This window comes from Paenibacillus sp. FSL R7-0128 (assembly GCF_038002245.1).
Classification (GTDB): domain Bacteria; phylum Bacillota; class Bacilli; order Paenibacillales; family Paenibacillaceae; genus Paenibacillus_AQ; species Paenibacillus_AQ silagei.
On sequence record NZ_JBBOCD010000001.1, the window covers coordinates 4,605,545 to 4,620,173 of the forward strand.

15 protein-coding genes are annotated in these 14,629 nt (G+C 45.0%); 7 read left to right on the plus strand and 8 right to left on the minus strand.

Features of this window, described 5'->3' with window-relative positions; all coding sequences use genetic code 11:
• Together NST26_RS19375 and NST26_RS19380 are read right to left on the minus strand one after the other, a co-directional pair.
• On the minus strand, nt 1-552 hold the full coding sequence (locus NST26_RS19375; protein WP_340952052.1) for a hypothetical protein: 552 nt from the start codon (nt 550-552) through the stop codon (nt 1-3).
• Nucleotides 549-2,030 carry a serine hydrolase domain-containing protein gene (locus NST26_RS19380; RefSeq protein ID WP_340952050.1) on the minus strand — a complete coding sequence of 494 codons (1,482 nt, stop codon included), beginning with the start codon at nt 2,028-2,030 and terminating at the stop codon, nt 549-551. Before NST26_RS19380 ends, NST26_RS19375 begins: the two co-directional genes overlap by 4 nt.
• Nucleotides 2,031-2,271: 241 nt before the next feature.
• On the opposite strand from NST26_RS19380, the gene NST26_RS19385 reads away from it, so the two are divergent.
• The 3 genes from NST26_RS19385 to NST26_RS19395 all read left to right on the plus strand — a co-directional run bounded on the left by NST26_RS19385 (nt 2,272) and on the right by NST26_RS19395 (nt 5,081).
• Nucleotides 2,272-4,122, plus strand: a complete 1,851-nt coding sequence (locus NST26_RS19385) for a hypothetical protein (protein WP_340952046.1) — start codon at nt 2,272-2,274, stop codon at nt 4,120-4,122.
• Nucleotides 4,123-4,228: 106 nt separating this feature from the next.
• Nucleotides 4,229-4,549 carry a MazG nucleotide pyrophosphohydrolase domain-containing protein gene (locus NST26_RS19390; RefSeq protein WP_036733455.1) on the plus strand — a complete coding sequence of 107 codons (321 nt, stop codon included), beginning with the start codon at nt 4,229-4,231 and terminating at the stop codon, nt 4,547-4,549.
• Nucleotides 4,550-4,787: 238 nt separating this feature from the next.
• On the plus strand, nt 4,788-5,081 hold the full coding sequence (locus NST26_RS19395; RefSeq protein ID WP_340952044.1) for a VOC family protein: 294 nt from the start codon (nt 4,788-4,790) through the stop codon (nt 5,079-5,081).
• A 120-nt stretch (nt 5,082-5,201) separates the two neighbouring features.
• Here NST26_RS19395 and NST26_RS19400 read toward each other — a convergent pair whose 3' ends face one another.
• Entirely contained in the window at nt 5,202-5,456 is a 255-nt protein-coding gene (locus NST26_RS19400) for a DUF6809 family protein (protein ID WP_340952040.1), read from the minus strand.
• A gap of 287 nt (nt 5,457-5,743) precedes the next feature.
• Entirely contained in the window at nt 5,744-7,030 is a 1,287-nt protein-coding gene (locus NST26_RS19405; RefSeq protein WP_340952037.1) for an amidohydrolase, read from the minus strand.
• Nucleotides 7,031-7,108: 78 nt separating this feature from the next.
• On the opposite strand from NST26_RS19405, the gene NST26_RS19410 reads away from it, so the two are divergent.
• Nucleotides 7,109-8,104 carry a MerR family transcriptional regulator gene (locus NST26_RS19410; RefSeq protein WP_340952035.1) on the plus strand — a complete coding sequence of 332 codons (996 nt, stop codon included), beginning with the start codon at nt 7,109-7,111 and terminating at the stop codon, nt 8,102-8,104.
• Between the two features lie 28 nt (nt 8,105-8,132).
• On the opposite strand, the gene NST26_RS19415 is transcribed toward NST26_RS19410, so the two are convergent.
• The gene (locus NST26_RS19415) at nt 8,133-8,861 is read right to left on the minus strand and encodes an SDR family oxidoreductase (protein WP_340952033.1); all 729 of its coding nucleotides are present in this window, start codon (nt 8,859-8,861) and stop codon (nt 8,133-8,135) included.
• Between the two features lie 131 nt (nt 8,862-8,992).
• Entirely contained in the window at nt 8,993-9,895 is a 903-nt protein-coding gene (locus tag NST26_RS19420) for an AraC family transcriptional regulator (RefSeq protein WP_340979665.1), read from the minus strand.
• Between the two features lie 269 nt (nt 9,896-10,164).
• On the opposite strand from NST26_RS19420, the gene NST26_RS19425 reads away from it, so the two are divergent.
• Nucleotides 10,165-10,518 carry a hypothetical protein gene (locus NST26_RS19425; RefSeq protein WP_036733435.1) on the plus strand — a complete coding sequence of 118 codons (354 nt, stop codon included), beginning with the start codon at nt 10,165-10,167 and terminating at the stop codon, nt 10,516-10,518.
• 303 nt (nt 10,519-10,821) lie between these two features.
• Here NST26_RS19425 and NST26_RS19430 read toward each other — a convergent pair whose 3' ends face one another.
• Nucleotides 10,822-11,316: a sensor histidine kinase gene (locus NST26_RS19430; protein WP_340979666.1), complete on the minus strand. Its 495-nt coding sequence runs from the start codon at nt 11,314-11,316 to the stop codon at nt 10,822-10,824.
• A gap of 392 nt (nt 11,317-11,708) precedes the next feature.
• On the opposite strand from NST26_RS19430, the gene NST26_RS19435 reads away from it, so the two are divergent.
• Both NST26_RS19435 and NST26_RS19440 read left to right on the plus strand, forming a co-directional pair.
• Nucleotides 11,709-12,719 (plus strand): matrixin family metalloprotease, encoded by a 1,011-nt coding sequence (locus NST26_RS19435; RefSeq protein WP_155991607.1) that lies wholly within the window; start codon nt 11,709-11,711, stop codon nt 12,717-12,719.
• Nucleotides 12,720-12,821: 102 nt separating this feature from the next.
• Nucleotides 12,822-13,190, plus strand: coding sequence for a hypothetical protein (locus NST26_RS19440; RefSeq protein ID WP_036728370.1), 369 nt, complete (start codon nt 12,822-12,824; stop codon nt 13,188-13,190).
• Between the two features lie 112 nt (nt 13,191-13,302).
• Here the strand turns inward: NST26_RS19440 and NST26_RS19445 are convergent, their stop codons facing one another.
• Nucleotides 13,303-14,628, minus strand: coding sequence for a sensor histidine kinase (locus NST26_RS19445; protein WP_340952020.1), 1,326 nt, complete (start codon nt 14,626-14,628; stop codon nt 13,303-13,305).
• Nucleotide 14,629: the final 1 nt, after the last annotated feature.

Here is a 14,629-nt window from a genome sequence, read left to right on the forward strand (position 1 = left end):
TCAGAGAGCGTTTGATTGGATCGCAAAAGCATATTTCTTCTCCTGCTTCTCCCAGATTGCATTTATGATAAAACCTCTAAATTCCTTTTGATCTTTTTCATAGTAAGAGCTTAAAGCAGAAGCGATGTGCGTGTCTAATTTGAAGCTATACACACCTTTCTTTGTAACATAGGGGACATCGGTGATTTCTTTGGATGTATATAAATAATCTCCATTAGCATCAAGTAATCCATCACTTACGGAAAGCTTGTCAGGCGGATTCGATCCAAAATCAATTGAAATCTCTTCGCCATTTTTCAAATATTGAATGTCTGAAGGTTTCCCTTCCTCGAACGCAAAGGAAAACGGTGAAGCTGTCTGATCGGATAAAGAAGCCTTTTGATCACTATTTAAAGTCGCATATTTAATATTTTCTTTTCCGCCAAGAATGGTAACACTACTCTTAGGACTACCATCACAGCCGGTAAATGCTACAAGTAATGAACCTAGAAGCATACTCAATATTATTTTTTTACAGCGATTAATAAGGATCATCTCCTTCTTTATAGTCAACGCCAATGTCTGCCTGCCAGAATCATAGACAACACGCAGCTAATCGAAGCCAGCCCCATCCACAGCAATACGGAATACGACATCCACACACTAATCATAGTATAATTGTAATTTACCATTAAAGGCCAGCCCAGCACGAATAGCAGCAGCAGCGTTCTGATGAGCAGGGTAACACAGGCCTTGAGCTTTTGACGGCGGTTTCCCTTCTCCTCCATGGTGTATGTGCTTCTCCCTCCCGCCAGACGGATGAGCTTAAACGCAATACCAATCACAGTGAACACAACTAACAACGAAGCTACCCCATCCATCAGGATATAAGTATCGTCATACTTGAACGTCTTCATCGGCTGTCCCTGCATCTGGTCATAGACATTCTGGGCAATGAGCGTGGGGGCCGTAGAATTCAGATTAGCCAGTACGAACACCCCCTCCTTACGTTCTGGATCGATGATCACCTGGGAAGAATAATTCGGGTTGCTTCCACTATGACGGATCACCCTCGTCTCCCGGTCTTGGCTCCAGCCGAAGGCATAGAATTGGTTCTCAGCTTCATGCCCCGTTGTACGAAGGTCAAGCTCATGGGATTGTTGAATGGCCTTTCTTAGATTATCCGGCACCTCGCCGCTTCCCATCTGAGCGTTGACCCAGTGCTGCAAATCCTTCAGATTGGTCACCAGATACCCTGCGGCTATATTTCCGTAGTATCTGGGAGCATCGTAGGCCATGCTTTTGCCAAAAAACACCCGATACCCCTGTGCAAGCTTCTCCGGCTTCCATTCCTGTCCTGTCGAGAAATAGCTGTCGTTCATCCCCAGCGGCTTAAGGATCTGCTGCGTCACATAATCCTGATAACTCCCCCCTGTAACCCGCTCAATGATCGCTGCCAGGATATCGTAATTCACTGTTGCATACTGATAGGCACTGCCTGGATTAGTATCCAGCGCAAGGCTGGACATCTTATGTATGGTCGCTGCAAGCTGCTCCTTACCTGAACCTTCAGGGATCAGGCGGATGCTCCAGGACGGTATTCCGCTGGTATGTGCGAGTAACTGGTTAATGGTGATCTTAATCTTCTCCCCCTTATAGGTCGGAGCAAACTCTGGCAGATATTGCGAGACGTCATCGGTATAAGCCAAATCCCCCTGATTCTGTAGCATAATCACAGCAAGCGCCGTAAACGCTTTAGTCGTTGAGCCTATCTCAAAAAGCGACTCCGCTGTGACCTCCTTACCCTGCGCCTTATCGGCGTAGCCGTAGGTTTTGAATTCTGTTTTGCCGCCTGTGGCGGATAGAATTGCTATCCCTGGAGTCGCTGTCTTGTCCATGATGCTCTGTACCATAGCGGACTCACTGTCAACCTTCCCTGAGGTCAAAAGCGTTCCAATCTCATGCCAACATGCAGCCGTAGCAAGGATTACGATCAGCAGCATCGCAATGCCTTTCAGCAGCATTTCTTTTCTCCGCGGTGTCTTCTTCATGATTAAGCTCCTTTAAGATCTGTCGTCTGGTTCAAGATGTACTTAACTAGTAAGACGTATTGACGCAGCCGTTCCCTGCACAACGAGGGTAAATCCCAAAGCTTCTGAATAAAACGCTACTGCCATATTTAATTTCTCTCCCTGGCTTGACCTTGAAGTATACTTCAACCCTTATAGTGAAATATAGTTAATGGTACACTTAAAAAACGGGCAAATATGCTTATAACGAGAGAGGTAGACTATGAGAAGTCAATTAAATCGAGAATTGTCGGGGATTGTATTCCTAATTCTAGCGCTTGGTGCTTCTGTATTGATCGGGAAAGAAATGTCGTTCGCTGTACTAGCAATCATCGTGCTATTGGCACAATTAGGTATATATAGTTTTCACCTCCAAAGAAGAGGTAAACTGTTTTGGGTCTATGCAGTTGCCCTGGTAACCGAGATTTTATTCTTGGCCACTAAGGAGTTTTGGATATTCGCACTTGCTATTCTACTGCTGATAGTAGCAGGGGTATGGAATGTGTTTTTTGCTGGTGATGTGCGTAAGAGCGGGATGGTTTTTCTAGTGGTTCGGAGAGTGTTGTTCGGAATTGTAGCTTTAGTTGCCAGTGTGGTTTGGATCGTTAACATATATGTTCAGCCTATTACGGGGTCTGTTACTCTGCCAGCTGAATTAACTGCTGAAATCAACAATGACCAGCTTGATTCTCCAGCCCTCATGTTGGAAAATATCCAAAAAATGAATACCTTTGGCAGCCGTACAACCGGATCTGAAGGTCACAATCAGTTCATTGCATGGTTACAGCAGCAGGTGACGGGTATGGGCCTTACTGTGTACCGTGACAAGTATACTTTTGATCGCTGGGAAGAGAAGGACAGCTCTGTAATCCTTGATAACCAGGAAATTCATGTATCCTCTGCGTTTCCTTACTCTGGCGAGACCGATACAAATGGAGTTACCGGAGAGTTTGTCTACACCAAACCTGGTGAATATGAGGAAGCCAAGGGCAAAATAGCCGTCGTTGAAATCAAGAACTTTAAGAATTTCCCCATGGCACTGGTGATGAATATACGCGAAAAATTTCGGGCACCGGGCGGTATTCCTTCAGATGAGGGCGATCTGGTCCTTACCACAGCTTTGAAGCATGCTAAATTGGACGAAGCCAAGGAACAGGGCGTCAAAGCAGTCATTATCGTCTGGGATGGTGTTTCAGATGAAAAGGCTGAGAAGCAATACCTCCCCTTCACCGAGCATTATTTCGGAATCCCGGCAGTTTGGGTCAACAAAACAGCTGGGCAGAAGGTGGTCAATGCAGCTAAGGAACATAAGGCGGGCACAGTGATTTTAGAGGCGGAAAAACAGGAGCATGCGCCGACCGAATCTTTTTATGTGAAAATTGAAGGAAAGAATAAAAAGGAATCGATCATTATAAATACGCATACCGATGGTGTGAATGTGGTAGAAGAAGACGGTGCGATTGGCATGTTCTCCATGATTCGTTACCTGCAGCAGCAGGAGCAGCCAGAACGGACGATGATCTTCACCTTCGTAACAGGACATTTCAGATTGCCTGAATTCAAAGGTACCTCGCAGGCAACCTCAACCTGGATGCAAGCTCATCCTGAGCTGTGGGATGGTAAAGATGGACATCTGAAAGCCGTGGCAGGACTCACTGTAGAGCATCTGGGCAGCTTAGAATGGAAGGACAATGCTTCCGGACAATATGGACCGACTGGCAAAATAAGCACAGAATTCACCTATACAGGGAATGAAATAATGGAAGCTATTTGGATGAAAGCTGTTGAAGATAGAAATAACACCCGGACCGTTATCCTGCGCGGACATAATAAGTTTCAATTCGGTGAGAGTCAGCCCCTGTTCAATGCCGGGATTCCAATGATTGGACTGATCCCCATGCCAGATTATCTCCTGGTAGATAGCACAAATAGAGAAATGGATAAATTCGATGTGAACCTGATGCACGAACAGGTCGGGTCTCTATTGAAAGCATTACAGCTTATGGATCGTACAGAGACTACAGAGCTGGGGACGGCAGATAAATATTCGTTTTTCATTGGGCGGACGAAGTAGTTGAATGGTAACAGCTAACACCGAAAGCAAATTACAATGAGCGTAGTTATGGTATTATTATATTCGAGTTTTTGAGTCTATCAATCTTCTTATACCGGAGGGAAACATGGATATCACTGAATTTCAACAATGGGTTAGGGAATATTACAAGAATCGTAACTGGTCGGACTTAGATATATTTGTTCGTATTGGATTTCTTGCTGAAGAAACTGGGGAAGTCGCCCGCGCAATTCGTGCATTAGAGATTGGCAGGGATCGTCCAGACGAGGTTGCAGGCACATTTCAAGAGAATAAAGCTGAATTAACAGAAGAACTTGGAGATGTTCTAGGAAATCTCATTGTCATCGCCAATAAATATGATATATCGCTTGAAGATATCTTGATATCGCATAAGCAAAAGCTTCAGGCACGCTATTCAGAAAATTAAAGTAAATGGGAGTAATACTTATACTAAGTGATGAATAACCGAAGCAGTTGATGCCTCGGTTATTCGCTGTGTAATTATGTCAATGGCAAGAGCAATACATGAATAACTTGTGATCCTAAACAAGATTTGGGATAATGAGCATAATCTAAGCCGCCTAAAAAAAGGAAAGAAGGTATACACATGAAGCTTTGTGGAGTCTGTATCCTCACTGACAATGCGCCGCGCCTGGCTGCTTTTTATGAAATCGTGCTCAAGGAGTCCTCCGGTTGTTGAAGGGCAGCATTATGGATTCGACAGCGCCCAGCTCGCGGTCTACAATCCAGGCCAAGTGAATGTGGTCAATGACAAGAATATGTCACTAATGTTCTATGCCCATGATGTCTTGGCTGAATATGACCGTCTAATGCAAGCCATCCCCGGCATCGGGATTACCTCTCCACCTGAGCGCAGACCGTGGGGCGCCTATTCCTTCTGGTTCCTTGACCCCGACGGCAATACGGTTAGCTTCATTGAGAAGAAGGATCTACCGTGATATTTCTCGTGGTAGCCCAGGGTAAGTCCAAAGGCCTCTGAATAAAATGATACAGCTTCAGTAGTATTTTTAATGTATAAGGTTGCTCCTAGTTTCATGGTGTGGACCTCCTTAGTTTATTTAACTTCTCTCCCCACCAAACACCTCAATCATCATTAATGCACCTACTTTGTAGCCTTGAATAAAAGATAATGCCGAATGCAGCGAGCAGGATTCACTATGTAGCTCCAGCAATTCCTCAACCTGATCAAAATCTTCTTCGGGTAGTCTCTCTTTAAGCATCTGTAATGAATCAATAATCCGCTGATTAATCCTTTTTAATTCCGGATCGTTTGGGTTCATCCGCTCATTGGGGCGCAAACTCCCATAATACAAATCCTCTAAAATAATGATTATCAGGCCTCCCTTTGAATGTGATCCGTATACTTGTGGACAATAGTGATCCCTACCAAATCAAGTTTAACTGATAAAGTGGGTATATATTGTTTTTTATGCAGTATTCGCATAGAATCACAACCTCAACAAAAACAAGACCATATGCCGATGTTTAAAGAAAATTAAATATATAGCTAGTGCGGCGCTTCATTAAGCTAACGGGCAGTTTAAGGCAAAAATAATCAACGAAAAACGCGGACATGATCTGCCCGCGTTTCTAGTAAGAATTAGATGCCTTCAACGATGCGCTTAGACCTCAGCGATACTTGCTCCAATAACTCGTCTTCATCAATCGTGAGCAGTTGACGGCCTTGCATTAACACTTTTCCGTTAACGATGGTGGTGTCCACGTCAGCACCGTTAGCGCAGTATGCGAGCAGTGAATGGAGGTTGTGTATCGGCTGCAAGTGAGGTTTTCTCATATCAATCAAGATGATATCTGCCTTCTTCCCGATTTCGAGTGTGCCTACCTCATGGGCGATGCGGAGCAATTCCGCACTTCCAGCCGTCGCCATGCGAAGAGCATCCAGAGCAGGAAGCTTCGTAGGGTCCCCGTAATCCAACTTTTGCAGCCATGTTGCAGCCCGTATCTCCTCGAACATATCTAATGTGGTGGCGCTGCCAGCCCCATCCGTGCCTAAACCAATGGTAATCCCTTGGTCAGCCATATCCTTGATCGGTGCTATGCCGCAGCCAAGTTTGAGATTGCTCACTGGATTATGGGACACGCCACCCCGCATACTCTTCAGATAACCGATATCACGGCGATTTAGATGCACGCTATGTGCGAGGAGCACATGCGCCTGTTCAAACAGACCGAGGTGATACAAATATTCGGTTGGGGTCTGATTATACTTTTCCCGAATCTGAATGACTTCCTCTTTCGTTTCGGCTAAATGAGTATGTAACGGTATGTCCTCCTGCTCCGCTAATTCGATAAGCTCTCTAAATGGCTGCGGAGGAACAGTGTAAGGGGAATGCGGACCTAGCATGGTCGTGATTCTGCCTCCCGCTGCACCGCTCCAGTGACGAACAAGATCAAGCGCCTCGGACATTCGCCGCCCTCCGTCATTTTCGAGGAAGGTGAGCCCCCGTGTTAAAGAAGCCCGCATACCAGCCTCTTCTACCGCTGCCGCGATTTCATTCATGTGAATGTACATGTCGGCGAAGGTTGTCGTACCCGATTTAATCATTTCCGCCATCGCGAGCTTTGCTCCCCAATAAATATCCTCTGGAGTCATGCGTGCTTCAGCAGGGAGCATTTTCTGGTTCAACCAATCCATAAGCTTCAAATCGTCGGAAAATCCCCGCAATAAGCTCATAGACGAGTGTTGGTGGGCGTTGATCAGCCCGGGCATTGCAGCCATCCCCCCGCCATGAATGATCACATCTGCCCCAGTAGATATAATGGACTGAATGTCCGCTATGCGGTCCCCATCGATGAGAATATCCCCGATATAGGGTTCCTCGTTTCCCATGGTTAAGATGGTCGCGCCTTTGATTAACGTCTTCATCGTGACAGCCTCCTTTTCTAGGGTTTATACTAAACCTTGACGTTAAGTGAGGGTCAAGAACATAAAGGGGTCTATCTCATGAAAATAAAAGAAGTCGCTGATATGCTGAAAATATCGCAGCGCGCGATTCGGTTTTACGAAGCCAAAGGTCTCATTGCTCCTTCCAAACAAGCTGACAATCAGTATCGGAGGTTTGACGAAGAAGATATTTGGCGCTTGCAGACAATCATTGCACTCAGGGAATCAGGAATGCCGGTTAGTGAGATTCGGACTGCACTATTGGATATTGAAGCCAAAGGAAACAGTCAATTACGGTATTTGTTGGAGCTCCAGCGGTCCGTCATGTTCACCAAGTGGGTCGAAATGCAGCAGATTATCGAGACAACAGACCAAATGATTGACACCCTCAAGAATGACCATACCCTTCCGCTTGACGACATTTACATTCTGGCGGAGGGTTCGAGAAGACTGAGAGAACAACGGACATGGAAGGATAAGTGGGGGTATGACCGCTTAGCCGGCGTTCACGATCAGTTGGTTCAAGAGGACACACGGAAATATGGGGACTATGATGAGGCGCTGCGGCTCGTAGTGAAATGGGTCTCAGCAATGCGTGGAGAACGTGGATTGGATATTGGAACGGGGACAGGGAATTTGGCTGGCCGACTGATCCATGAAGGCGCGGTGATGGCTGGGGTGGATCAGTCCAATGAAATGTTAAAGGAGTGTCAGCGCAAATTTCCCGAGATGGAGACCAAGCTTGGAAATTTCCTGGCACTTCCGTACCTTGACGGGAAATTTGATTTTATTGTTTCAAGCTTTGCCCTGCATCATCTGACGAGCGGCCAAATGCTATTGGCTATTCAGGAGATGCGCAGGGTATTAAAACCTCACGGACGGATCTGCATCGCCGATTTGATGATTGACGGGGAAGGCAGCACAGCGCATGAAGGTGATGAGGATTCTGTTCTGCTCCCCAAGCTCATTGATTTATTAGAGGATAGCGGATGCATCACGAAGCACGTTAAAGTAAATAAACTGTTGCATGTTGTTTTAGCAGTACCTATCCGGTAAGCCAAAAAGCTTACCCCTGCGTCAAGGTTCACCAAGCCACAACTCCCTGCTCATCAAAAAAGCCGCCAGTTGGACCATCACTAGCTATTGTGGCAAGCTCCACTACAACGGAAGCTGCTTGTTCGACTGAACGATAGCCAGTATTACCATTTAAATCGGTAGCTGTAAATCCAGGGCAAACGGAGTTGATTTTAATAGGAGAATCGCTTAATTCTTTGGCTAAGGAAACGGTTAAAGCATTTACAGCCGTTTTAGAACTATTGTAGGCGAGCGAATTCGCATTATAAAATTCCGACGTTGAGTCTGAATTCAAGGTTAAGGAGCCTAAGGCGCTGGAAAGATTAACGATTCTTCCGGCAGAAGAATTTCTGAGCTGTGGAAGCATTGCTTTAGTGACAGAAAATACACCGAAAACGTTTGTCTCATACGTACTCTTGAGAACAGACAATTCCAGTTCAATTGGAGTGGTATTTTCTTCGAAAAACACGCCTGCATTATTAATCAAGATATCAAGCAATCCATACTCTTGCTCAATCCATTCTGCTGCGGAGAGAACGGAGCTGGGGTCCGTGACATCAAGAACCACTGTTTTAGCTGTAATTTTCTCCTTTTCCAATAACGTTACGGCCTCATGTCCTTTATTTTCGCTTCTTGCTCCTATTAAAATCTCATACCCCATAGTTCCCAATTGCCTTGCTGTCTCAAAACCGATACCTTTGTTTCCACCTGTAATTAATACGATCTTAGATTTATTCATAAAATTGCCTCCCTATTCTTGTTTTAATACGGCTGCGTTTACCGCATGAGATAAGAATATCAAGGAGACGAATACATTTCTTTGCCTACAAGCTCATTCTATTTGTTTATTTAGCTCATTTCCAAGCCCCTTTAGGCATCCTTCTCCAACCTCAGCTGCCGTCTAAACTCTGACGGTGGAAGTCCGAATCTTTCTTTGAATACTTTGGAAAAGTGAGCGATATTTTCGAATCCGGTCGAAAAACAGATATCCGTAACAGATAACGCTGTTTTCGCTAACAGTGCCTTGGCTTTATCTAGCCTTCGATTGCGAACCCATTTGAGCGGGGAGGTGTTGTATATTGCTTGAAAATCCCTTTTGAACGCCGCCAGGCTTCTGCCAGACAAATAGGCCAAGTCGTTAAGGGAAACGGGATTCATGAAGTTCTCCTCCATGATCTTTGTGATGCTGCCTCTGTCCTTGCTTATGGGTTGCATCATTTGATGCAACAAACGATCATTCGAATCTGCTATATGAAACAGCAATTCCATCAGTTTCACACGAACCAGTCCTTCTTTGACGTCGTCAGGGTTCTCGAAATAGGGTTTTAACGACTCGATATAGCTTCCAATGCGGTCATTGATCGGAAAGACTGTTATCGGAACAACATCATTCACGGGATAAAGCGGGTTTAAACCGGCGAATTTGAGAAATTCATCTACGATCTTCTCGTTCAGGAAAAACATCATATAGTCGAGGATGTATTCGGAATCGGGTTCACCCGCTTTCTCGTACTCGACTCCCATTGATTTATGAATAAACATCATTTCGTTGCTCCGCATCGTATATTCTTGATCACCGAAGCGAACTGTATAGACACCCGACTTGACAATTAGCAGAAGATGATCCTGCAAAAAAAAGGTTCCTTTTATGCCTTGCGTGTAAAAGCAGATTTCGATAACGGACATCCCATCCAGCTTTAAGCTCCCTTTTTTATTCGGAAACTTTACCAGTTCATTAGGCACCTTGACCATTTTGCTTGATCTCATAGTCATGGACGTCCCGCCCTACTTGTACCTGCGATTGCTCTAGTTTCCATTTCTTAATCATCCTTTCGGTTATGCCAGTCTGCGCTTACGTTTCAACACTTATCCTTTTAGTATAACTGGAACCCGGCGAGAATACTTTGCTGAAAAGCTCAAACGACTTGTTCATTTAGCTCCAAACGAGCAAGTGCTATAATAGAATGAAAATAAAGGATTAGACTGTGCAAATGTGGGTATGTATTGTTATCACTAACCAGCACAAAAGGGGAGAATAAAACATGGGAGTTTCTGTCTATTACACTTGTACGAGAAATCATAACCTTACGGGCAGTGAGGAGCAGGAGATCAGGGCCATCATTGATAAATACAATGCGGGTTTTGAAATGAAGGATATTGGAGAAACATTTTATGTTTATGACTATGATCAGGATGAACCAACGGTGATCTTTGCAGGTTCGACAAAGCTACCCCTTTCAGACAATTTTGAAGATACATTGAATGCGCTGTATTATTGGTTGGCCTGTTTGACGGATATTAGAAGAAGTATTTCTAGTGGGGATTGGCATGTGCATCTAGATGATACGGATGCTGTTTGGGATGAGGAAACAGGTTGGAAAATGCCGGAAGGTTAGTATTCTAAGGTGGAATATGGTGTTATTCCATTTACATTGTTTTCCTTTGATGATATTAGAAGACACTAAGAAATTTTTCTCTGATTTTGTTTATTTTATAGCTCCAACCTTTTCAAATCTTTTACAGGATACTATTCAAAATCTTGAAGACCATTGGTATGAAGAATGCCGATGAAAAACAAAAAACGCAAGTTGAACGAAAACAGCAGCAGTCTAAGACTTATCCAGTCTTATTCTGCTGCTGTTCCTTTTGATGACTTGTTTTGGGTTAAACTACCGCCCCGCGTCTACACACATAGCACCTCATTCCCCAACCTTCTTCCTAAAACTAAACCGAGCCCCGCCCAGCTCCGAGCGGGAATAGGTCAGCTCTCCGTTCAATCGTGCCGCAATCTGGCGGCAGATAGCTAGCCCGAGACCTGTTACTCCGTTCGCTCCGGTATAGAAACGCTCGAAGACCGCTTCCCGCTCCTCCTCGGCCAGCCCCGGACCGTTATCTTCAATATGGATCGCCCACGCCGCTCCCGGAGCCTCCGGGTCCACCCGGATGACCACTTGATCCGTGGTATGTCTAACCGCATTCTGTAACAGATTGACCAGGATACGGAATAGCTGCTCGCCGGGAATCGTAGCTTGCAGGCTCTCGCCTTCCACGATGAGCTTCAGGCCCCGCCGGTTGGCCTCGGGCATGAGCAGCATGGCGGCTTCTTCGGCCATGGTCCGCAGGTCAACGGTGGCGGCGGGCCAATGCTCATCAACGGCTTCCAGCCGGGAGAGCTGGAGCAGCTTGTCTACCATATCGATTAAGCGCTTGACTGGATGGCTATCGCCTCAAGCCCCTCTTCGTGTCTGGATAGTGAACGTCCAGTAATTCCTGAATTTGAAGTGCCCCATCGACTTTTGTCCATCTTTCGCAAACCTGAAAATGACGTCATCCCGCTAACGGTTCCGTAAAACAAGCTTCCCTTTCGCACGTACTAAAGTCCAGACTGTCAAAGAAAAAATCCCGCGTTTCCTTGGTCAAGGTACTAGTATTCTTAATTGTTTTTTATTGACAATTTTTGTCGAAAATAACCTTTTATTTTTTTGGTGAGTTATGATTATTATGTAAAAACCAAAAAAAATATATCGAAAGAGGAGGTGGTCCTTCATTTAATATATTCACATTTACTAATTTGAGGAGGATAAAAATGAAAAGAAACTTTCTGGTTGGTATAATTACTTTGTTCATAAGTACTTCATTCTTAGTAAGTAATGTGAACGCAGTTCCGGGAACTAATGGGAAATGGCCCAGTAGATTTAACACATTATATATTAATAGTAATAGCATAAACTCTCCTTGGGCTACAGGTGCTGCAAAATGGTATAACAACACAAATTTTAAAGTATCAACTTCTGTAGGTGTCAGTTCAACTTATTATGCCGTCAACGTATTTAATTCTTCTGTAACTTGGGATGGGTTGACTTCTAAGGCTGTAAATAATGGTATACTTCAAAGCGCTATATTAAATTTAAATACCTACTATACATCAAGTAGCATGTTTACAAACAGTATATTAGCTGGAGTGACAGGCCATGAAGTGGGACATTCTCTGGGCTTAACACATACATCAGTTGTAGAAAGCAGTTCAATTATGCATCCATATACTTTTAATAGTGATGGTAGTTTAGCCAGAGCACTTTCACCTTCGTCATCGGATATAGATTTTGTGAATGGACTTTATCCTGCTCTTGCTATTTCTTCTGAAGAGGCTGAATCAGAACTTGAAGATACTAGATATGATTCTTTAGAGGATGGAGTTTATATCCATCCTTCGTGGGCAGTGTATTATGAAGATAAAGAAGCTTTAACAAAAGCTGCTGATCTAGTAGTTAAAGGAAAAGTGATTGGAGAAGCAAAAAGTGACTTTACTAAGGGTGATTACCTCAATTACTCTACCAAAGTCAATATAGAAATTATTGATACTCTAAAAGGAGATGATAGTCCTGGGCAAATCATCACAATCTCTCAGATGGGAGGCACAGATGGTCAAGTAACTGTTTTTTCTGAGTCTTCAACTCACTTAAAGGATAATCAGGAGGCCATTTTATTTTTACGTAAAATAAATGAAAATACATTCATACCGCTTAATGAAGATGATGGTATTTTTATTTATGAATTAGGACAATTTAGAAATATAAAATCTAATAAAGAGTTATAAAATAATCTTGTAAATAATACTTTCTGAGTGACTTCAGAAAGTATTTTTGATTAAGGAAACATTTTCCCCAGAAGTTACGTCATGAAAGAGAGGTGATGATCAATGAAGAAAGTAATAATCTTGTTTTTAATAATCCTTACGGCATGCTCCAATGCTAATAATGCTGGAGATTTAAAAAACAATCCTGCCAATGTAGATGTAAATGTTGAGTCTTCCTTCCCCTACCCTTTAGTAATATGGGACAATCAAAAGTATAAGGTTACAACTGATGAAAAAATCAATATCAACAAAGTTATTGGAGAAATTCTAAACTATTCTACAGATGAAGCCCAAATTAAAGAAGATACTGATAACTTTTCAAACTATTACCCGAAGGGTACTCAAATTTGGTCAATTCAAGGAGTCGATACCAAACAAGCTGTTGCGATTGAATATGAGAAAAACATGTATGTTAAAGCTGTAGTAGAATAGGCGAGAACAGTCTAATTCGGTATGAGGTCAGCTGAATGACAACAGCAGCAGTCTAAGACTTATTTAGTCTTGTTCTGCTGCTGTTACTTTTAATGCGTCTGTCTGTAACACCTCATTCCCCAACCTTCTTCCTAAAACTAAACCGAGCCCCGCCCAGCTCCGAGCGGGAATAGGTCAGCTCTCCGTTCAATCGTGCCGCAATCTGGCGGCAGATAGCTAGCCCGAGACCTGTTACTCCGTTCGCTCCGGTATAGAAACGCTCGAAGACCGCTTCCCGCTCCTCCTCGGCCAGCCCCGGACCGTTATCTTCAATATGGATCGCCCACGCCGCTCCCGGAGCCTCCGGGTCCACCCGGATGACCACTTGATCCGTGGTATGTCTAACCGCATTCTGTAACAGATTGACCAGGATACGGAATAGCTGCTCGCCGGGAATCGTAGCTTGCAGGCTCTCGCCTTCCACGATGAGCTTCAGGCCCCGCCGGTTGGCCTCGGGCATGAGCAGCATGGCGGCTTCTTCGGCCATGGTCCGCAGGTCAACGGTGGCGGCGGGCCAATGCTCATCAACGGCTTCCAGCCGGGAGAGCTGGAGCAGCTTGTCCACCATATCAATCAAACGCTGCGATTGGTTAGTAATGACCTCAAGCCCCTCCTCCTGCGTAACCACCTGATCCTGAATGGCGAACACGAAGCCGTGGATGGACATCAGGGGGGTTTTGAGCTCATGGGAGATATTCTGGAGGAATTCAATCTGGTTCCGCTGATGCTGCTGGATGCGCCCCGACATGGACTGGAAGGTGGTCATCAGCTCCCCGATCTCCGTCCGGTCCCCCTGCGGAAAAGGATTGCCCTGTGCATAGGAAGGCTCATATCGCCCAACGGCTTCCTTCAACCGGTTCAGCGGCCGCACCACCCGCGACACGGCGAACAGCCCGATCGCAAGAATCACCACAAAGCTGGCTCCTATGGACAGCAAAGTGGTCCGCATCAGTGAGCCGTATAAGGCTCGAAGCGAGGACAGCGGCGAATAGATGAAGATTTCATCGGACAGCCCCCTCAGCTTTTCTTGCGCATATAGGACCTTCCTGCCATGCAGGAGGGCAATGCCATTTTTCCCTGTAGGCGTGTAGTGCAGCTGCTTCCCTTCCTCCTTCTCATCGCTGGCATCAATAATCTTCTGATCCGCATCCAGAATCATATAGTCTGCGTTCATCATCAGTCCCTTGACGACATACTTGAACTGCGTGCTGCTCAGATTGTTGAGGTCACCATCGCTGAGCAGCTTCTGCGCCTTCCCCACCTGTCCGTGCAGCTCAGCCTTCACCTGATTCATCAGAATGTCGTCGATCAGACGCACGAATAGCATCACCGTGATCGCAACAGTGACCAGCATGGCAATGCAGAGCGAGAACAGCATTTTACCGCGAATGGTCCGCATG